At 58.0% G+C, this 20788-nt stretch carries 19 protein-coding genes; 4 read left to right on the forward strand and 15 right to left on the reverse strand.

Features of this window, described 5'->3' with window-relative positions; genetic code table 11:
- The first annotated feature begins 108 nt into the window (after positions 1-108).
- Complete coding sequence (locus OHL21_RS22825) at positions 109-429, forward strand: nuclear transport factor 2-like protein (protein ID WP_263419611.1); 321 nt, start codon at positions 109-111, stop codon at positions 427-429.
- A gap of 22 nt (positions 430-451) precedes the next feature.
- Here OHL21_RS22825 and OHL21_RS22830 read toward each other — a convergent pair whose 3' ends face one another.
- From OHL21_RS22830 to OHL21_RS22850, 5 genes are all read right to left on the reverse strand, one after another.
- Entirely contained in the window at positions 452-1741 is a 1290-nt protein-coding gene (locus OHL21_RS22830) for a serine hydrolase domain-containing protein (protein ID WP_263419612.1), read from the reverse strand.
- Between the two features lie 132 nt (positions 1742-1873).
- The gene (locus tag OHL21_RS22835) at positions 1874-3598 is read right to left on the reverse strand and encodes a DUF4097 family beta strand repeat-containing protein (RefSeq protein WP_263419613.1); all 1725 of its coding nucleotides are present in this window, start codon (positions 3596-3598) and stop codon (positions 1874-1876) included.
- Between the two features lie 5 nt (positions 3599-3603).
- Positions 3604-4791, reverse strand: coding sequence for a B-box zinc finger protein (locus tag OHL21_RS22840; RefSeq protein ID WP_263419614.1), 1188 nt, complete (start codon positions 4789-4791; stop codon positions 3604-3606).
- Positions 4788-5690 (reverse strand): anti-sigma factor family protein, encoded by a 903-nt coding sequence (locus OHL21_RS22845; protein ID WP_263419615.1) that lies wholly within the window; start codon positions 5688-5690, stop codon positions 4788-4790. Before OHL21_RS22845 ends, OHL21_RS22840 begins: the two co-directional genes overlap by 4 nt.
- Before the next feature lie 9 nt (positions 5691-5699).
- A complete protein-coding gene (locus tag OHL21_RS22850; protein ID WP_263419616.1) occupies positions 5700-6458 on the reverse strand; it encodes an RNA polymerase sigma factor in 759 nt (252 codons plus the stop codon).
- A gap of 181 nt (positions 6459-6639) precedes the next feature.
- On the opposite strand from OHL21_RS22850, the gene OHL21_RS22855 reads away from it, so the two are divergent.
- Positions 6640-7725: an SRPBCC family protein gene (locus OHL21_RS22855; RefSeq protein ID WP_263419617.1), complete on the forward strand. Its 1086-nt coding sequence runs from the start codon at positions 6640-6642 to the stop codon at positions 7723-7725.
- A gap of 281 nt (positions 7726-8006) precedes the next feature.
- Here the strand turns inward: OHL21_RS22855 and OHL21_RS22860 are convergent, their stop codons facing one another.
- The 10 genes from OHL21_RS22860 to OHL21_RS22905 form a co-directional block, all read right to left on the reverse strand.
- The gene (locus OHL21_RS22860; RefSeq protein WP_263419618.1) at positions 8007-8522 is read right to left on the reverse strand and encodes a superoxide dismutase family protein; all 516 of its coding nucleotides are present in this window, start codon (positions 8520-8522) and stop codon (positions 8007-8009) included.
- Between the two features lie 173 nt (positions 8523-8695).
- Entirely contained in the window at positions 8696-9313 is a 618-nt protein-coding gene (locus OHL21_RS22865) for a thymidine kinase (protein WP_263419619.1), read from the reverse strand.
- Between the two features lie 200 nt (positions 9314-9513).
- On the reverse strand, positions 9514-10287 hold the full coding sequence (locus OHL21_RS22870; protein ID WP_263419620.1) for an ATP-binding cassette domain-containing protein: 774 nt from the start codon (positions 10285-10287) through the stop codon (positions 9514-9516).
- A gap of 1 nt (position 10288) precedes the next feature.
- Positions 10289-12169, reverse strand: coding sequence for an amidase (locus tag OHL21_RS22875; protein ID WP_263419621.1), 1881 nt, complete (start codon positions 12167-12169; stop codon positions 10289-10291).
- 164 nt (positions 12170-12333) lie between these two features.
- Positions 12334-14661, reverse strand: coding sequence for a M1 family metallopeptidase (locus OHL21_RS22880; RefSeq protein ID WP_263419622.1), 2328 nt, complete (start codon positions 14659-14661; stop codon positions 12334-12336).
- Positions 14662-14754: 93 nt separating this feature from the next.
- Complete coding sequence (locus OHL21_RS22885) at positions 14755-15387, reverse strand: BON domain-containing protein (protein ID WP_263419623.1); 633 nt, start codon at positions 15385-15387, stop codon at positions 14755-14757.
- A 133-nt stretch (positions 15388-15520) separates the two neighbouring features.
- Entirely contained in the window at positions 15521-15826 is a 306-nt protein-coding gene (locus tag OHL21_RS22890) for a hypothetical protein (protein WP_263419624.1), read from the reverse strand.
- A gap of 168 nt (positions 15827-15994) precedes the next feature.
- The gene (sucD, locus tag OHL21_RS22895; protein ID WP_263419625.1) at positions 15995-16870 is read right to left on the reverse strand and encodes a succinate--CoA ligase subunit alpha; all 876 of its coding nucleotides are present in this window, start codon (positions 16868-16870) and stop codon (positions 15995-15997) included.
- A complete protein-coding gene (gene sucC / locus OHL21_RS22900; RefSeq protein ID WP_263419626.1) occupies positions 16870-18048 on the reverse strand; it encodes an ADP-forming succinate--CoA ligase subunit beta in 1179 nt (392 codons plus the stop codon). The genes sucD and sucC overlap by 1 nt, the downstream gene beginning before the upstream one ends.
- Before the next feature lie 89 nt (positions 18049-18137).
- On the reverse strand, positions 18138-18833 hold the full coding sequence (locus tag OHL21_RS22905) for a hypothetical protein (RefSeq protein WP_263419627.1): 696 nt from the start codon (positions 18831-18833) through the stop codon (positions 18138-18140).
- 44 nt (positions 18834-18877) lie between these two features.
- On the opposite strand from OHL21_RS22905, the gene trpD reads away from it, so the two are divergent.
- Together trpD and OHL21_RS22915 are read left to right on the forward strand one after the other, a co-directional pair.
- Positions 18878-19888: an anthranilate phosphoribosyltransferase gene (trpD, locus tag OHL21_RS22910; protein ID WP_263419628.1), complete on the forward strand. Its 1011-nt coding sequence runs from the start codon at positions 18878-18880 to the stop codon at positions 19886-19888.
- Between the two features lie 157 nt (positions 19889-20045).
- Positions 20046-20381 carry a YbjQ family protein gene (locus OHL21_RS22915; RefSeq protein WP_263419629.1) on the forward strand — a complete coding sequence of 112 codons (336 nt, stop codon included), beginning with the start codon at positions 20046-20048 and terminating at the stop codon, positions 20379-20381.
- Positions 20382-20788: the final 407 nt, after the last annotated feature.

Raw genomic sequence — 20788 nt, forward strand, 5'->3', positions numbered from 1 at the left:
TTGCTGGGTATCCCGGAAGGGCGTGCAGCGGCGTTTCATTGCGGAAAACGCCCATAGATGTGGAAGCCCTACACTACACCTGCAGGGAAATGCTCCAGGAGCAAAAAGATGAACACCACAGTTATCACCAACCCTGTCGTCCGTTTAGCGATCGATGCCCTTCAAAAGGGCGATACGCAAACGTGGCAATCGCTCTTTGCTCCCGATGCGCAGTTTTTCGACGACGGCCAGCCGCGGAACCTTACGCAGTTTTCCAACGATGCCATGGGACACGAAAGATTTCTCTCAATCGATCATGTCAGCGATAACGGTCTTCTGATCGAAGGAAAGTTCCACTCCGATACCTGGGGAGAGTTCCGGACATATTTCAGGTTCGTGCTGAATCGCGACGGTAAAATTACACGGCTGGATATTGGGCAGGTCGGATAACGATTCACATCATCCTTTCCCCCTATTGCATGTGCTTTTTCAGCTTATCCGCTTCCTTACGCACCCAGCTCTTCTTCTGCGGCTTCGGTGGAGGCGGTGGGGCAAGCTCGGGATGCTCGTTCATCTGCTGCATGCGGATCCGCTCCGGCGTATAGCCTTCCCACTCCCACGGCGTCACCGTATCGCCCAGCAGCTTCTCCAGCAATGGCTTGAAAGCAAACTCTCCGTTTTCACTGTTGGTCAGCATGATCATGCAGTCTTCCGTCTTCTCGAAGCAGATCATGTAGTTCTGTGCGCCATCTCCATGGCCCTCTTTGAAGAACGCCCGGCCATACTTTGTATTCGTCAACAGGCCCCATCCCAACCCGTACGCCAGACCTACCTGCACAGGCTCCTCCGAAGTATCCTCCGCTAGCGTGGGGAACTGATGTGCCGTATGAATTTGGACCTGTGGTGAAAGCATCTGTGCCTGGATCGGTCCACTGAGGAGCTTGCCTGCCAGCAGCGCCTGAGTGAACTTCACCAGGTCATTGATGTCGGTGTCCATCGATCCCGCGGCACGCGGATTGTTGCGATGCGTATGTGTAATGAGCTTGCCGTCAGGAGTGTATCCATCAGCAGCATCCGGAGCAAAGCTATCTTTCCAGCTCATGCCGGTGCGGGTCATGCCGAGCGGTATAAACAGGCGCTCCTCCATCATTTCCCTAAGACTGCGGCCTGTCTTCTGCTCGATCGTGAACTGCAAAAGATTCAACCCCTCGCCGGAGTAGGCAAAGCGAGTCCCAGGGTTGTAATGGATATGCAGCTTATGGTCAGGCTCCAGCGCTGTAAAGTTAGCAAACCCCGCCGTATGCGATAGAAGATGCCGGGGTGTGATCTTTTGCCAGCGGGGATCGTCCGCAAGATCTTTGTACTTCTCATACTCCGGCAGCGGCTTCGGAAGATAGGTCGCGATCGGTGTATCCAGGTCGATCTCATGGGCCTGCACAAGCTGCATGACAAAAGTGGCAAAGACACTCTTGGTAATGGAGGCTGCCCACATCACCGTATCGTTGTCCATCGCCTGTTTCTGTGCCACATTCCGCAGGCCGAAACTCTGCACCCATACGGGCCTGCCGTGATTCAGGACTGCAATCTGCGCTCCTGGAATATGACTCGTGGCGAGGGTCTCGCGCACGATCGTCTCCGCCTGCGCTGTCGTGAGCGTCGTACCGTCCAGGCGATGGATGGCGCTCTGCGCCGGAGATGCCAAAGGGCCTGCAAGGATCACAGCCCCAAGAAAACTACGGCAGACGACTGATTCGAATCGCATCGACCCGGACTCGTTTCCTTAGAGTATTTTCCCTGTAGGTATAGTGTAGGGCTTCCGCATCTATGGGCGTTTTCCGTAATGAAAACGCCGCCGCACTCCTCTTTCGGGATACCCACCAACAGGGAAAATGCTCTAAAAATCGTTGTCGGTGTCTTTGTTCTTATCTTTATTCTTCTGCTTTGAGGTCGTCTTCCTACCCTCGTGCACAACGACACCGTTCTGATTAATGATGACACGGGTGCCGTTCGCGTCTCTTATATCCAACCCCGCCGGCGGAGCCGGAGGTGCAGGCGGCGCCATCGTGATCTTCGGAGGCGCCGGGAGAGTAGCCGGAATCGGCGGCAGTGTGTTGCGATTGATCGAGATGTCGCTTTCAGAGTTAAGGATGCGGATCTGCTTGCCGCCGCCATTGATGGAGCCTGAGAGCATATGGCGATCGCCGCTCGAGTTCCGGTCTAACGGAAGGTCAGTATCGGTCGATCCGTTTTTCGTCTCCGCGGAGATGGTATAACCGGCCTTCTCAGGCACCGTCAGTTTCACATCGCCACTGCGATTGGTCACCGTAACATTGCCGACAGGCTGCGCAATACCGATCTCTACCGTGCCATTCTTATTCGTCACCGTCACATCTCCGGCAACGCGGTTCATGACGATGTCACGGCTGCGTGTATTCAGAACTACGGGACCGAGCACATCCTCTACCGTCATATCGTGATCCGGGTCGATATCAACGTGACCGTCCAGGCGGACAAAGCGGAACTCGGTACGGCTGGTGCGTAGCTGAAATGGTCCCTGGACGCGCTCAATCCGCCCCGCGCCGAAGAAGTCTCCATTCATCTGCACCGGCCCATTTACATCGGAGATGCTGAGCTCGTCGATCTTGCCTTCGATATTGAGCGAACCCGTCAGAGAGTGTGCATTCAGCGACGAATCATTGTTGTTGATATGCACGTTCGAGGTTCCGGTGATAGCTGAGATATCGACGTTCCCATGATTGGCCGTCAGATTCACCGGAGCCTTGAGATTGCGGACATGCAGCTCCCCATGATTCGCAGTTGCCGTAACCATGGCAGTGGCTGGAACCGTAATTTCGAGGTCGAGCTTGCATCCCTTTTCTGCCGCGATATTTACCACCACGCTGTTGCCCATGGCGGAAATGTTAGGATCGATCGCCTTTGCCTTACGCTCCGCCTCAGAGTCGCTGTCGGAGTAAACCTCTTTGTGACCGGTGATGTGCAGCTTGCCGTCGTCGCTGGTACCGGAAATCGTCAGGTCACCCCGCGGATTGTCCACGGTCAGCGTTCCACCCTCAGGAAAAGTCTGTTCAACCGGCGTCAGATCGCTCTCATGCTTGTCGCCTGCAAACTCGTCCCAGTTATCACCGCTGACATGGAAGCTACGGGCAAACCACCCGTTGACGCGCCGGGCATCCGTATAGGCAAAGCTGACGAACGCCAGCAGCATCACCAGGAAGACCACGCCGCCGACACTCCGCCGCACCGGCGGAGCATCGCCGGCCCGTAAATAGCGATCCACAGCCCACTCGGCCAGCATCAGCACGCCGATGGCAATCAGCACCAGCGGCCAGAAGTGTCCGTACCAGTTCCAGAACTGGTTCGCTGCCATGCGTCCCGTCTGGATCAGCAGAAAGACAATCCCGATGGCCACCAGGAGCAGAGGTCCGACGATGGAGCCTCGGCGATACTGCCGCATCTGCCAGCGCATCTGTTCACGCTGCAATCGGGCCTGGGCTCGCCATGCATCCCGCTGCGCCCTGGCCTGATCGCGGGCAATACGCTGCTGCTGACGCCACTGTTCACGTTGAAAACGAGGATCGATTGGAGGAATCGTAGCCATTGCTCTTACCTGGCCTCTCCTTCATGATCCACAGGGTCGGTACCCGAAGAAGGCACGGTTGAAGTCCCGGCCGGAGCCGCGGCGCCTGTACCTGGGGCAGCAGGCTGCGTGTAGTACTGCGCTGCCGCAGCGTCAGAGTAGGCGGCCCGTTCGGCAATCGCCAGTAGACCGACAACGATCAGGAAAATCGGCCAGCTATGTCCCCACGTCAGCACGTGCACCTGATTCAGGAAGAAGAGCACGCCCACCAGAATGATCCATACTGAGCCGCGGAGCGCACGCAACACCCGCAGGCGATATCCCAGACTGCCGTCGTCACCCAGCGTCAGGCCGCTCTCCGTCATCTTGCGGAGAAAGATCCAGACACCGAACCCGATGATCAGGAACGGCCAGAGATAGTTCATGCTCATCTCGCCCAAAATCCCGGAGCTGCCGATCAGGAAGATCACTCCCAGACCGATCAGCCAGATCGCTCCTGTGGGGAAACGGTTGACCGGGGCAGGCTGCCAGTTCGGGTCATACGCGGGAGTGACGGGAGGCACCGGGGGCATCGGCGGAACGCTGTAGTTCGCTGCCGGCGGCGTGTAAGGAGAGCTGCTCCAACCGGAAGGTGGCGGCGGGGCGACAGGTTCGGCGGAAGGCGGTGGAGGCACCGGGCCGACAGGGCCGGTGGCATTGTTCGCGGGCCAGGCCTTTCCAAAACCGAACTTCTCGCCCACGTCGTTCAAACCGAAGGGATCCGGCAGCGGTGTGCCCTCGCGGCGCGCCTTCGCTGTCTGGTAGGCATCGAAGACCATGTAGAAGATCCAACCCGCGACGAAGATCACGAAGAAACCGCTGACGTGGTCACTCATCGAAGCGAGAACGGCAAAGATGGCGAGGTGAACGATGCCCTTGGCAAACTGACCGTTGTACATGGCGCCAACGCCTGGAATCACACCCAGCAGACCCGCAAGACCGGGATTCGGCCCGCTGGAAACCGGCGGGACGGCAGTGTAGGCCGTACCGCCTGAGACTGGCTGCCAGCCCGTACCCACAGGGGGCGGCGGGACAGCGCCGCTCAGCTTGGCCGCCAGGCAGGGCTCACAAAAGACAGCCGAGCCGACGGTACGTGTGCACTCCTGGCAGAGCGGTTTGCCGCAGTTCTGGCAAAACGCCACATTTTCGCGATCGTTATGGTTGGCGCACATCATACCGTGCCTCTTTCCGTTTTACCGCCCGCGCGGACGGCGTTGGCTACTACACCATGGGAGTTGTACTGCAAAACTTTCGGATCGATCTGATTTGAATCGACCAAGTTGAGTTCTACCTGGGCCGTCAGCACATAGCTCGGACGAATGTTTTCCTTCCGGCTCGATCCGTTGCGCGGCCGCTTCTCTTCGTTCTTTTGCTGCTGATTCTGTTGCTGATTCTGTTGTTGATTCTTTGGCTGGGCATTGTTCTGCTTCTGGTTATTGTTGTTGCCCGCCGGTGTATCGTCGCTACGCCGCAACTCACCCAGGCGCGACTCCAGCTCATAGACCACCCGCAGGTTGTCGTAATAACGCACCACGCGCGCATTGGTCTGGTAGAGGGTCCGCTTCAGGTTGCTGGGCTTCAGATCGCTTGCCTTGATGTCGGTGATGCGGATACCGACCAGGTTCATCGTGAGGGCAATTGAAAAGAACGCCATCGCCGCAGTCATTGCCAGGCGCGGCTGCAGCAGCGATTGCCCAAGGTTCTTCAGGTTGAACCAGGCGAGTACGCGAGTCGACCACCGCGCCGCGATCGGCGGCGCCATCACTGGTTCCACCGCTGCCACATAGGCTGGTTGAGCCAGGTGCGCGCCAGAGGTCTGAGACAGAATGCGGGCCATCAGGTCCGCCGTTGGCTGCGGACGATCGCTTTTGAGCATCTCCAGCCAGGCTGCACCTCGCTGGGCGTCTTCGTACGCCATCGCACAGTCTTCGCAACCCAGCAGATGAAGATCGAAACGAGCCCGCTGCTCCGGTGTAAGCAGGCCGTCGATCGCGTCCGTCAGCATAGCCTCACACTCGGCGCACCCCATCCCTCCGGCACGGCTGCCCGGGTTCTGCGCTCCGAATTGGTTCATCTCCGCCACTTACACCACCTGCCTTTCGGTCTTTCCAAGAATTCTTGCCAACTCACCGCGTCCGCGGTTGATGCGGCTCTTGACGGTGCCCTCAGGCACCTTGAGTACCGCCGCAATCTCTTTGTAATCCATGTCTTCCAAATCGCGCAGAATAACTGCTTCACGCAACTCTGGCGAGAGCTGTTTCAGCGCCGTCTGGATACGGGTCTTCAGCTCCAGACCGGCGACATGCTCATGCTGGCCCTTGCGGGTATCGGCCAGCCGATCCGCGAAGGTCGGTCCATCGTCTTCCCCGTCAAAACTCGCGTCCATCGAATCCGAGACCCGATCCATGCGCGTACGGCGGAAGTGATCCACCAGTAGATTGCGCGCCAGCGTCGTAATCCAGGTCTGGAAGCTGCCCTTGAAGGCATCGAAGCTGTCCAGGTTCCGGTACAACTTCAGGAAAACGTCCTGCGTCAGGTCCTCGGCATCCGTGGCCGAACCCGTAAAGCGATAACAGATGGCGTAAATCCGCCGGTGCTGTGAGGCAACCAACTGCTGCCAGGCATGGGAATCCCCCGCCATGCACTGACGAACCAGCTTCTCCATCGCCTCCTGCTCGGGCGTGCGCTCCACAGTACGTTCCTCAACCTGCTTATCTGTCTGATCGAGTGTAACTTGCGGCACAGGCGCGGAGGGTGGAACCTGGCCCTTTCGAGGATCCGGACCCAGCAGCATGGCCCGCTTTACCGGTATGACCGGCAAGCCGTGCGCGGGAATCGCCATGTGTAAAACGCCCATGTGTTTCTATACGAAAAACGGAACTGCGCAGTTCCCCGGCGTGTCCTGGAAAATCTGCCCCAAAAGAGGGACGCGCGTTGACAGTGGTCGGTTCGCCGGAGTCTGATGCTCCTGCAGTACAAACCCACTCATTTCCACCGTTTCATCCACCGTTTCAAGGAGACCCATGTTTAAGGTCCATCTCTGCCTGTCTGCCTGTGCTCTGCTGGCCAGCTCGGCCATCGCCGTTGCCCAGGCGCCGGCGGCCGCTCCAGCCGCACGCCCGGCTCCTCCGCCTCTGGAAAGTCCCAGCCCGCACTACGTTTCGTTCGTCCTGACCCAGGACGTCAACGCGCCCGCCGACACAGTCTGGGTCAGGGTCGGCAAATACTGCGACATCGGGGAGTGGGGATTTCCCTGCACCATCCTCCAGGGGCCAGGAAATGAGATCGGCTCCGTACGGTCTATCCAGAACGAGGTGATGGTCGGCAAAACCAGGTACAGCTATACCTATGCCCAGGCTCCGCGGCAGGGAGTGACCTACAACCTCTACCACGCCACGCTGGAGGTGGTTCCGGTGACCGCAAAGACCTCCCGGCTGGAATACAGCTTCCTCTACGACAACTCCATGCTCACGGATGACGCAGCTCGTAATACCGAGATTGCCACCCGAAAGATGCGCTTTACCGGCTTTCTGAAAAACATGAAGACGCTGGCCGAGGGCGGCAAGCTGGAAAAGCCTACCGCTCCCCCTCCCGTTCTCTCCACCGCACCCTGGCTGGTGGCTGAGCCGCACTATGTCACCATTCCCATGAGCATCGATGTCAACGCTCCGGCAGACAAGGTCTGGGCTCGCATCGGCAAGTACTGCGACATCGGCGAATGGGGCTTCCCGGGCTGCACCATCACCTCGGGCAAAGACGGCGAACTGGGCGCCATCCGCACCATCGGGAATGAGGTGCTGGTCGGCAAGACCAAGTACAGCTACATCTACACTCAGCCCAAACGGGTCGGCAGCAGCTACAACATGTACCACGGCGACCTGGAAGCCGAGCCTCTCACCGCCACTACCACCCGCCTGCACTACACCCTGCTCTACGACAACTCCGCACTACCGGACGACGCCGCAAAGCAGAAGGACATCGAAAATCGCCGCACCCGGTTTACCCAGATGCTCGAAAACATGAAGCTGCTGGCCGAAGGCAAGCCACTGCCAGAGGGCGCTGTGCGGAGGCCTGCACCACCGGCTGCGAGCCCAACGACACCGAAATAGCATGGAGCTCATTTTGTTTTGTCATTTCGTAGCGAAGCGGAGAAATCTGCTTTTCTGCTCAGACTTCAAGCTCGGGTAGACAGAAAAGCTGATCCCATCGGGATGACAAAAATTCGAGCCCCGCTCGAATAGTTCACCCCTGCGAAGCAAGTTCGCCGGGAACCCCGATATCCCACCCATCGCGTCGCGATGGATGGGGCACCCAGATCCGTGATTATTCAAAGCAAAGGGGCTGGAGACATAACGTCTCCAGCCCCTGCTCTTTTCAGTCCGTTGCCCTTTTACATCGCGGGCTTCTCGATCACGCCGCAGGCCAGCCTGCTGCCGGCATTTCCAGCCGGGTCGGTCATCTGATCGTCGGCCTTCTCATGAACGACTACCGTGTGGCCATAGATGGAGTTCGGCGCTGCCGGGTCCACCGATAGATAGTCCGCATCGAAGGTTTTGTGACCCATGTTTCCGGTCATCGTCACCGACTCAGGGAAATCGCCATCATGATGTCCCTCGGGGTTCTTGAAACCGTGATGCTTGTTTTCAGGGTTGAAGTGACCGCCCGCAGACTGGAAGCTCGGAGCCTCACAGGTCGATCCGGCGTGCACATGCACGGCATGCTCTCCGGCGGGCAGATTCTCAAGCATGACCATAACCTTCACACCACTCTTCGCGGGCGAGAAGGTGACGTAACCGGCGTCCTTGCCGTTCGCGTCCTTCAACATGACCTTGACGGGCTGGGGTGCGGCAGCGAAAACGGGAACGGCAACCAGAAGGGCGGCCGCAGCAACGGATGCAAGACGCATAGTGAATCTCCTTGTATCCAGCAGGATACGTATAGGATGCGTCACGATGCAAAACGTGGCCTAGACCATCTTCCCTGTTGCTGGGTATCCCGGAAGAGGAGTGTAGCGGCGTTTTCATTACGGAAAACGCCCATAGAAGCAGAGGCCCCACGCGACCCTACAGGGAAAATGGGCTACCGGGCAACCGCCGGAAGCTCCATCTGCTCACTCTGGTTCTCATCGATAAAGGGCTGGAAGTGCTCACGGCAGCGAGCCTCATACATCCCGGCGGCTCCAACGACGACAAGCTCCTGGCTTTGCCCCAGCCGCTGGGTATGGATCGCCGGATTTCCGCACACCATGCATACCGCCGACAGCTTCGTCACCTCATCTGCAAGCGCCATCAGGTTCGGCACCGGACCAAAAGGCTCATTCGCAAAGGTCGTATCCAGACCGCCCAGAATCACCCGCTTGCCCAGATGCACCAGCTCCATCACCAAAGGAATCACATCCTCATCGAAGAACTGCACCTCATCGATGCCGATGACATCCACCTCGTGAATGTGATCGTTCTCGAAGAGCGTCGCCTTCAGACGCTCTGAGGTCGGCGTAACGACCGCGGCGTCATGCGTCTGCTCGGAGTGTGATGCAATCGCCGTACGGTGATATCGCAGATCAATATCAGGTTTGAAACAGGCGACGCGCTGTTTCGCAATCTTGGCGCGCTTCAAACGGCGGATCAGTTCCTCGCTCTTGCCGGAGAACATAGGGCCGGTGATCACCTCCAACCGGCCAACGTGGTGCTGGGTCATTCCGGAATGGTACTGCTGCACGGGGTGTGCAAAACAAGGCTCGATTTAGCATCAAGCTTTGCCTTTTATTTGTCATTTCGTAGCCCTGCTTCTACGTATCATCTCTCCGGGGTGCCCCACCCTCACGGAGTTAGGGTGGGCAAGGCAACCGCTGTCTTCTAACCAACACGCCTACCTCTGTCGTATTTGGGAACAGCACCCTAGACGGGCAACTCCGGCGTCGCCGCAATCAACTGCTGTGTGTAAGCCTCACGCGGATGATCGCATACCTCGAGCGCCTCTCCGATCTCCACCAACTTGCCACGCTGCATTACCGCGACGCGATCGCAAAGATACCGCACCAGCGGCATGGAGTGCGAGATGAACAGATACGTCAGCCCATAGCTCCGCTGCAGCTCGCGCAGCAGGTTCACCACCTGCGCCGCAACCGAAACATCCAGTGCGCTCACCGGCTCATCCAGCACCAGGAACTCCGGCCTTAACATCAGCGCACGGGCAATGTTGATGCGCTGCCGTTGGCCACCGGAGAACTCGTGCGGATAACGCTCCAGCGCTGACGCATCAAGCCCTACCTCATGCAACAGTTGTTGCACCCGCTCCTCGGGCCGCATCCCCGCGGGTGCACCATGAATCGCACACGGCTCCAAGAGGATCTGCCGCACACGCATCCGCGGATTCAGCGCCGAGTAAGGATCTTGAAAGACCACCTGCATACGACGCCGCAGAGCATGCATGCCCGAACGTCCTGCCGCCAGCACGTCGACCCCATCCACATGTACAGAACCCGCAGTTGGTTCTACCAGACGGAGCAGCATGCGAGCGACCGTGCTCTTGCCTGAGCCTGATTCCCCTACCAATCCAAGTGTCTCGCCGCGTTCGATCGTCAGCGAGACATCGTCCACCACGCGCACCTTACCAGCGGCATTCTTTGCCGGGTACTCCTTCACCAGGTTGTGAGCGACGACAAAAGACATATCAGGCAAGCTTCGGATGAAGTTTGTGGAAGCCGGTAGCCTCCTGGTACGCGTGTGCAAATGCGGCCAGCCGTGCGTCAGAGTAAAGCTGGCCGAGGAACGTAATACTCGTCATCGTACCCGGCCCGCCGGTGTTTGCCGGGTCACCATCGCCTGTCTTCCACGGCAACGGCGCGTCGTCGCCCCGCAAGCCGTTGGGAACAATTACTGCCGGATGCCCCGTTAGATTGGTAGCGCGAAGCTGCGGGCCGCCCGAGGGAGTCACGATCACATCCACCTTCGCGAAGAGCTCCGCCATCTGTTCCATGCCGAGAGTGCGGGCACGCATCGCCTGTACATAATCCACCGCGGAGTAGAAACGAGCGATGCGGAAGGTATTCGGCCAGTCGCCGGAGCCTTGTCCGGTCAGCAGGCGATCGCGTCCGCTCAAGGTAAGTTCATCGAACGCGGCTGCCGCCTCGACCTCCAGGACCGGAGTGATCGCTCCCCAGGGAAGCTTCGGCAGCTCCACCGGAATCAACGTCACACCCATCTTCTTCAACGCATCCAGCGATGCCCGTTCGTAACGGTTGTCGTAGACCGCGCGCTCATAGTTCCGCTTCGCCATCGCCACCCGCTCGGCGAATGCTGCATCTGCCTCGCCGTCCTTGCGCTTCGGCTCTTCGAATTTCGGCGCCTCAAACGCCGCTGACAACACACCGACACGGAGCTTCTTCCAGTCGAAACGCGCATCCCAGCAGAATGATGCTTCTTTGACCATCCGGTCCTGTCCATCGGGACCGTGGATGGCCTCCATCACCAGCGCACAATCTTCCACGCTGCGACAGATGGGGCCGATCTTATCCATCGTCCAGCTCAGTGCCATTGCTCCTGTGCGCGGCACGAAACCGAATGTCGGCCGCAGTCCAGTAACACCGCAGCGGGTTGCCGGAGACGAGATTGACCCCAGCGTCTCAGTCCCGTTGGCAAAACCCACCAGACCGGCACTCACCGCCGAGCCTGAACCGGCAGACGACCCGCTTGAACCCTGCTTCGTATTCCACGGATTGCGTGTACGCGCACCGAACCACAGATCACCCTGCGCCAGGGCTCCCATACTCAGCTTGGCAACCAGCACGGCTCCGGCCTTGTCGAGCCGGTCGACCACCGTCGCGGTAGTGTCAAACTGCTGCTCTTCGAAGCCGGCCGCTCCCCATGTGGTGCGGTATCCCTTCACACTGAGCAGATCCTTCGCACCCCAGGGGACGCCGTGCAGCGGTCCCAGATGTTTGCCTGCAGCAATCTGCCGATCTGCCTCCGCCGCCTGCTGCAGGGCGCGCTCTTCGGTGAGAGTGATGACGCAATGCAGTTGCGGATCAAAGCGCTTGAGCCGCGACAGATACATTTTCGTCAGATCGATGCTCGTGATCTTACGAGTCCGCACCAGTTCGCCCAGCTCTCTCGCCGTGGCGAAAGCCAGCTTCTCTTCATTGCTGAGGGAGAGTCCGCTGACATCGGGCGCTGCTCCCAATACCACAGGCTTCTTCGCCGTCTCAAGCTTCATCCCCGGAGGCACAGGATCAAACGAAAATGCAGGGGCCACACGGTTCGGCAGATGCAGATCCCGAAGCTGGCGAATGGAGTCACGCTGTTCAACAACGCCGTCGAGCAACTGTTTCTTCTGCTCCTCGGTGATCGTCAGCCCCGCCATCGCGGCGGCCTGGTCAATCATCTCCGGCGTGATCTTTGCAAACGTGCCGGGGTCTGCGCCCGTGTCCTGCTGCGCCTGAGCGGCCAGGGTGTACAACGCACCAGGAAACAACGTGGCGCCCACACCGGCTTTGGCGCACACGCCAAGAAAGCGGCGGCGGGACTCGTCAGCTTGCATCATGTTTGCAAGCATAACGCGTAGGCGCCTAGAGCAGTTCTCCTAAAGGCGTAGAGCGGAGTATCGGGGTCCCCAGCGAACGAGTTCGCTGGGTGAAGTTTTGGCAGTTTGCGCCGTTTTCCTTCGAAGAAAACGGCATTCACAGATTTATCCAACACTACAGTATTAGGAGAATTGCTCTAATCGCTCAGCAGATCATGAAATGCATTAAGGAAGACCCGCTTGGGGGTAACGTTCGCAGGAACGGGAATATCCTTTTCCGTAGACGTATTGCCGTGAAGATGCGCAACGCCCAGGCGGCTTTGTTTGCCCTCCCCCAGATCGATATAGAGCGGAACCAACATGCGGAAGGTATCGGGAACGCCGCTCTGCGTGAGTTTGAAGTGCAAGACCTTGCTTCCGTTCTTCTCCTGAAGAGAAGATTCGATTGTGTAATGCGGCACGGTCGTGCCATAGACATAAGCGTCGAAAAACCAGTCGAGCTTTTTGTTGCCATCGAGGTCCATCCAGGGAGGAAGGTCCTTCTCCATGGCCGTCTTGAAATCTTCCGTCGTTGCCGGCTTGTTGCGGTAGGTAGCGCAGAAGTCCTGGAGCGCCCGCTTGAATGGCATTTCACCGGATTGGCTGTCGTAGTACAGCATCTCCAACATGTGCAGAATGTACGCCCCCTTGCCGTAGACGAGGCGCTGGTAGATATCGTTTTTGACTGCCGAGCTATTCAGACGAACTCCCATGGTGACCGGGCCGACATCGACGGCGCGTTTTCCATTCGCGACTTTTTCGAGGATGCGGCGACGCTGAGTCTCCCAGAAGTTCTGATATCCCTTCATGTCTCTGCGGGCGTGTAGCAGAAACAGACTGGTGGAAAAGTCAGCAAAACCTTCACTCATCCATTGATCTCGGTAGCTGTCAAAGCCGACCATCTGTCCCCACCACTGATGCGCGACCTCGTGGGCAGTAACTTCATTCCAGAAGCCGGGATCGCTCCGATCAAGGCCAAGCATATGCAATTGCTGGCTATCGAAGAAGCCACAAATAGGTAGAAAAACGAGCATCGGCCAAGCCTGACCATACGTACAGGCTCCCTGCTGCGTGAGGGAGACATGATCGTAAGGGAGCTTACCGAAGTAGTCGGTGTAGACCTGAAGCGCTGCTGCTCCGTCCGCGAGCTGACCTGGTTGCATACTGAGGGTGTTCAGGGTTCCCATTCCCGCGCCGTTGCGAAGCGGCTGGAGATAATCGGGGAGTTCTTTATTGGCGAAGGTGTCGATCTTCAAAGACTTGTCCGGCAATTCACCGGAGAGCTGTTTGAAGTCGCCGATGTTGAAGCCGGCGACTGCAATAGGAATATCGGTCTTCCATTCTGAAATCACAGTATTCCCTTCGGTGACTTCACGCACCTGCTTCCCGGTGGCAATAACCTTCAGCCCCTTCGGCACGGTGAAGGTTAGGTGGTAGTCTACGTAGCTGCCCAGCGATGAAGTACCCGAGGGATACCAGGAGGTCCGGGCGATGGGATAGTAGTTGCCATTGCCCAGATTCTCGACAACATCTGGTCCCGCGTATTCCATCTTGATGGAGATGGCATCGCCTTGCTTGCCCGCTTTGGACAGCACAACGGCAAACTGGGAGTAGTGATCCTTACTCTCCTGGATAAAGTCCAGAGCTTCTCCGGAAGATGCGGTCACAGCGGAAACACGCAGCGTGGGGTAGAGATGAAATGGGAGAACCCGCACCCCATCTTTTCCAATCGTCAACTGCGTGGTGGCCTGTGCGGCGATCTTGCCGTTTTTCTCAATCTTCGTAGTGATGTCCTGCTGTTTGACAGAAAACGCCTCATGTCCCTTGCTGTCTTTCAACCGCAGGCCGACAGTGACGTCATAATCTTCGTCACCGGAGCTGAGGAGTGCGATCTCGTCCGGTTGTGACCAGTAAACCCCATATGGATCGAGCACATAGAGATAGCGTTTGGAAAATGCACCCTGCCCTTTGAATGTGGCCAAGAAGAAGCCTCCAGGTGCGTCGATATCCTGCAGCAGGCGAGCTTCGACGTTATAAAGCAACTCATTCCGGAAGAGCCGCTGTAGTTCCTGGCCGGAGGAGATCGCGGCTGGCGTGGTAAGCGTCTCCCCTATCGATGCCTTGCGGATCAACGCCTCGGTATCGTCAGTAAAACGTAATGCCAGCGTCGTGAAATCGCGCTGAAAGGAATCTCCCTTGAGAATGAGGCTGAGACTGTGCTTTTCTGCGGGGTCGTGGGGCGCCATCTCGAAATTGCCGGTACCGACGAAGATTGCGCCGGTCGTCCGTCCAGCGACCGGCGCAAAAAAGTAAAACGTGCCGGACTTGAAATGAAATAGCCCTACTTCGCGTTTGAGGTCAAAGTTCTGAACGTTTACTCCGTTACCCGCCGGCAAAGAACCCCGAAGTGCGAGGTAGGAAGCGTTGGAATTCGGGAGTTTTGGCGAACTTTGTGCAGAAAGGGCGGAAGGCAGTAGAAGTGCCACAAGGGCTACAGCTCGGAACATGAAGAAAGCTCAGGAGGTGGAATGCCTAAGTATGGCATCCCATCCATCCCCGGCCAGAAATTTTCTGTAACGTTACTTCTCTTTCTTCGGCTGTGAAGCCACGATCAACTGATTCTCCACACCGAAGACACCTGGCGTAGAGTTCGCCTGCATCTGCGCGATGATGGAATCGCTCTCGTTATTCACCACACCGGCCAGGATCACGTTACCGTTCTTCACGATGATGTGAATTGCGTGATAGCCAAGCGGCGGATCCCAGGTGATGCCGCCGGCAGCCCGCGGAATCGATGGCGTCAGCGCCGCGTTCGGAAAGTTCGAAGTGTACTTGCGAAGCGCCGGCTGCCTGTAGATGTTGGTATAGACCGCCATGCGGATACGGTCGTCGTTGGGCGAGTTCGGCAGAACCTCGATCTGGTTATCGACCTCGGTCACGCCCTCGATCTTTTTCACAACGCGGGCCGCATCGTCTTTCAACGTTGGCCGGCTGGCATAACCGCCGAGAGTCACGACGCCACCGCGCAGGCCGAAGTGCAGGCTGTCGAAGACGCTGTAATTGGGCAATCGCAGAAGTTGCTTTTGCACCTCGCGCGCAATCCGCGAAGCATCCTCGTTGGACCACTTGGATTGCTGCTGCGCATAGGCGGTTAGAGGAGCGATCAGCAGGGCAAGGAGCAGGGGAAAAATAAACCGTGCAGTACGTTTCATTTCGCATCTCCAGAGCAGAATCAGCGTCATTTTTGCTGGCGCCATGCCGTCTGAAATCTTAGACGATAAAACTTGCGCCGAAGGTGGGGATGCCACACTTCGGCGCTCAGGTTGCCATGGAAGCCACGCAGGATTACGCCGCACGTAACTCCTGCTCTCCATTGCGATCATGAACCTGCGCATCGGAGCCATGCTGTTTTACCAGCTTGTTGTAGATGCCGAACAATAAGAATGGAGCGACCCATTGACCAACAAACTGAGCATCCCGGTCGCGGCCAGTAAGTTTGAGGACCAGCGATGCGGCTACAGAAATACCCGCGACACCTAGATAGAACGAACTTGGAAGTTGTGATGTGTGCTTTTCGATATATGAGGTGACCTGATCTTCCTTCACCTGTCCCGGAACTACGCGATGATCCTGATCTGTGAGATTCGACATGCTGTCTCTCCTCCGATGGAAGCATCAGATGGTGAGTGACCGCCTCGCTTTGCCTGCCCAAACGCGACATTCCTGCCGGAACCAAAACTAGTGAAATCTTGAGAACAGATTCTTGCCTAAGTAAGAAGGGGCGGCCGAAGCCGCCCCTCCCTGATTCTGTTACCGAAACTAAGCCTTGCCCAACACCTTGGCCATCATCTCGCCCATTTCCGCGGGCGACTGCACCACGTGGATACCGGCTGCACGCATCGCTTCCATCTTGCTCTGCGCTGTACCTTCTCCACCGGAGATGATCGCACCGGCATGGCCCATACGGCGTCCCGGAGGCGCCGTCTGACCGGCGATAAAGCCGACCACAGGCTTGGTGACATGCTCCTTGATAAAAGCCGCGGCTGCCTCTTCTGCCGATCCACCGATCTCGCCGATCATGATGATCGCCTCAGTCTCCGGATCGTCCTGCAGCAGCTTCAGCGCATCAATGTGCGTCGTGCCGATGATCGGGTCGCCGCCGATGCCGATCGCCGTCGACTGGCCTATACCGCGGGTCGTGAGCTGGTAAACCGCCTCGTAGGTCAGTGTGCCCGACTTCGAGACGATACCGACGTTACCTTCCTTGTGAATACGGCCGGGCATGATACCGATCTTCGCCTTACCCGGCGAAATCACGCCCGGGCAGTTCGGCCCGATCAGGCGCGACTGCGAGTTCTTCACGATTGGCCACGCCTTCACCATATCCAACGCGGGAATACCTTCGGTGATGCAGATAACGAGCGGGAGCCTGGCATCAACCGCTTCCAGAATGCCGTCAGCCGCAGCCGGCGGAGGAACGAAGATCACGCTGGCATTAGCGCCCGTCTCGCGCACGGCCTCTTCCACCGTGTTGAAGACAGGCCAGCCCTCGTGAATGGTGCCGCCCTTGCCCGGCGTCACACCGCCCACAACCTTGGTACCGTACTCGGCGCAGGCCTTGGCGTGGAACGTACCCTCGCGGCCGGTGATGCCCTGAACGATCAGTCGCGTGTTCTTATCGACCAGTACTGCCATTACGCCACCCCCTTGGCTGCCGCGACAGCCAGGTCAGCGGCTTCCTTCATCGTTGCGCCCACTTCGAACTTCAGACCGCTCTCCTTCAGAATCTTGCGGCCCTCTTCCACGTTCGTGCCTTCCAGGCGAAGGACGATCGGAATGTTGACGCCAAGATTTCTTGCAGCGGCCACAACAGCGGTCGCCAGCACATCCACGCGCAGAATGCCACCGAAAATGTTGATGAAGATCGCCTTCACATTCGGATCTTTCAACAGAATGCCAAAGGCCTGCTCGATCTGCTCCTGGCTGGCGCCGCCGCCCACGTCCAGGAAGTTCGCCGGAGCTCCACCGGCGTACTTGATGATGTCCATCGTCGCCATTGCCAGACCGGCGCCGTTCACCATGCAGGCGATGTTGCCTTCCAGGCGGATGTAGTTCAGGTTGAACTTGCTGGCTTCCACCTCGAGCGGATCCTCTTCGGTGATGTCGCGCAGCTCCTTCAAATCCTTGTGACGGAACATGCCATTGTCATCAAAGTTGATCTTGCAGTCGAGCGCGGCGAGCTTGTCGTCCTTCGTCGTAATGAAGGGATTGATCTCCAGCAGCGAGCAGTCGGTCTCAACGAACGCCTTATACAGGCCCATCATGAACTGCACCGCCTGGCCAACCTGCGTTGGCTTCAGACCTAGCTTGAAGGCGAGCTTACGCGCCTGGTATGGCTGCAGGCCGATACCAGGATCGATGTACTCCTTGTAGATCGCCTCAGGATCCTTCGCGGCAACCTCTTCGATCTCCATGCCGCCGGCCTGAGAGGCCATGAACACCAGCTTGGCCGAAGCGCGGTCGAGCACGATACCGAGATACAGCTCACGATCGATGGCCGAAGCCTCTTCGACCAGCAGGCGCTGCACCTTCTGGCCCTGCGGTCCGGTCTGATGCGTCACCAGCTGCATACCCAGGATCGCCTTCGACGCGGTATTGGCATCGTCGATCGTTTTGGCAACCTTCACACCGCCACCCTTGCCACGGCCGCCGGCGTGAATCTGCGCCTTGACGACCACGGCGGGAGCGCCGTTGGAGAAGAGCTGCTTGGCGGCCTTATCGGCCTCTTCCAGCGTGGTGGCCATCTCACCGGCAGGGACGGTGACGCCATACTTCCGCAGGATCTCTTTTGCCTGATACTCGTGAATTTTCATGGTTCCGGAGCTATCCGCAAATGATCGTAGTCGAGCCGCAGAACGAGGCGCAACCGGAGATCGCACTTTCGTGCGATGTTCGAACCGGGTTACGGTGTCAAGAAGCCATCGGGCAAACTTTTAATAATTCCGGAGAATCGCAGCGGCGCACAGACATGCAATGAGACAGGAACGTGCTGCATCTGGCTGCCTGGACGCGTCAACCAACTGAAAGTGTCCGGATCGGCACAGGGGGCGGAGTTGAGCGAACTGAAGCCGATAATCGCGTAAACCACCGCATCGGGCTCCACGACCATCTCCTGCCCGATACTCGAGTTGAAGTGGAATCCACCGCAGTTCTGACAGGTCGTGAGCGGCACTGGACGGTACCGCGTCACGGTCTTCATCACCCATGTATTTCCCTGCCGCACCCGCTCCTGAACCACGGAGCTGTTCTCGAGCTGCATCACCATTACCGATGAGAACGAACAGGAGAAATTACTGCCGTTACGGAAGCTGATGGGAATGCCGTGTTGCCCATTCGAGGCATTGTCCGCGCCGATCTTCACCTCGATCTGTTCCGGGTCGCAGAGAGGCGCTGCCGGGCGGTTCTCCGGATGCCCCATGGGATTGTCATAGTCAATGGAATCAATCGGCACGGAATAGTTGTCGTTTGTCGGGACGCTGCGGATTCTATTGGCGTCATCGCCGGCCTTCGCCGTTCGCTGCGGATCCTGCGCAGCTGCGGAGAGCGTCACGAAGAGTGCGACGAGTGCCATCCAGCGCATACGGGTATTAGATGACATTCCCGGCGGTTTCGCATCTAAATGCTACCCTCAAAAAGACGGATATGGGTCTCTCCCTCACTCTCAAGCGCATCGTCGAACAGAAAGCCATACTCACACGTGAGGAGTCCCGTGCCCTGATGGCCGAGATCCTCGCCGGCGATTTTACCGAGATCACACTGGCCGGTCTGCTTACCGCGCTTGCTACCCGGGGCGAGACCGCCGCTGAGATCGCAGGCTTTGCTGAGGCCATGCGTTCGGCCGCCCTACGGTTTCCCCTGGACGCCAGTGAGCGCGAAATGCTGGTAGATACCTGCGGCAGCGGCGGAGACCTGAGCGGCACGTTTAATATCTCCACGGCGGCGGCCCTGGTCGCCACCGCCGCCGGAGCCCGGGTTGCGAAGCACGGCAACCGCTCCGTCACCTCCATGTGCGGCTCGGCTGACGTTTTAGAAGCCTTGGGCATTCCCATCTCGCAATCTCCGGAGACTGGCGTTGAGGTCCTGCGGCGCGATGGCTTTCTCTTTCTTCATGCGCCGGAACTGCATCCCGGGATGAAGGCCGTCAATCTGGTACGCCGCGCCCTTGGCGTCCGTTCGGTTTTCAACATTCTCGGTCCCATGGCGAACCCCGCCGGAGCCCCCTCTCAGGTGATGGGTGTCTATGCTCCGCACCTGGTTCCGGTCGTCGCCGAAGCTATGGCCATGCTCAATACGCGGCATGCCTTCATCGTGCATGGAAACGGTCTGGACGAAATCACGCTTGACGGCGCCACACAGGTCGCCCAAGTGAAGGGACGCGTTGTCTCTTTGATGACATTGAGACCGGAAGAAGTCGGCCTGAAGAGCGCTCCTATCTCCGAGGTCCGCGGCGGCGATGCAGCAGAAAATGCAGCTATCCTCACCGCCATCTTCGCCGGAGAACAAGGCCCACGCCGCGATATCGTGGTGCTGAATGCGGCCGCTGTACTGGTTGTCGCCGGCAAAGCAGCCACGCTGAAAGAGGGTGTGGCCCTGGCGCAATCAACCATCGATTGCGGCGCGGTTACTGCTCTGTTGGAGAAGCTGCGCAGCTAGGTACAGATTTTGGGTATTCCCTTCCTACCCTGGCGCTGCGACCGTTCACCCCAACGAACAAAGTTCGTGGGGACCCCCGAGGGTGGGGCACCCGGCCAGAGAAAATCTGGAACTACGTAAACCCCCTCCTCGTACAATTCCCCGCAAGGAGAACTCCATGCCTATCGATCCGTCTATGGTCACCACCGCGTTTGAGCTGCCTGGCTATCGCATCGTTCGAAATGTAGGTGTCGTCCGCGGCATTCTGGTACGCTCGCGCTCAATCTTCGGCTCCATCGGCGCCGGTCTGCAGACGCTGATCGGCGGCAATATCACTATCCTCAGCGACCTCTGCGAGAAAACCCGCAACGATGCCTTCCAGATGATGCTGCTGCATGCCGAGCAGAGCGGAGCCAATGCAGTTATTGCCGCCAAGTACGATGCCACGGAAATCATGCAGGGTGTCACCGAAGTGCTTGCCTACGGCACCGCTGTCGTCGTCGAAAAGATTTAGGGCGAATCGATACCCAAAAGCCTATTCCTTATTGAGCCAGAAAGACGTGTTGAGCGCTGAAGGCGCGACCTATACCAGCCATACGAGGTCTCACGAACCGTTTCGTTTGCGACGATTGGGGATTATCGGTCGGGCCTTCAGCCCCAGCCCTTTCAAGGTCTTTGGGGCCAAGATATGTTTCTGTTCGCCTTTCATTTGTCTTCGTCGCTATTAAAAGATCGAGAGATGCATTTCGATGTATCACTCAGCATTAACTCAAAATGATTTCCCTTGCCAAACCTTCAACTAAACGCGCAAAAGAACCAAGTCAGTAAATCTGGCGGCGCATTTTTCTCATTTTGCAAAGACCTTGAAAGGGCTGGCCTTCAGCCCTCTTACCGTTTCCTATCTCCGTACCTGGGGCGTTG

This window comes from Terriglobus albidus (assembly GCF_025685425.1).
In the GTDB taxonomy this organism is placed as follows: Bacteria; Acidobacteriota; Terriglobia; order Terriglobales; family Acidobacteriaceae; genus Terriglobus; species Terriglobus albidus.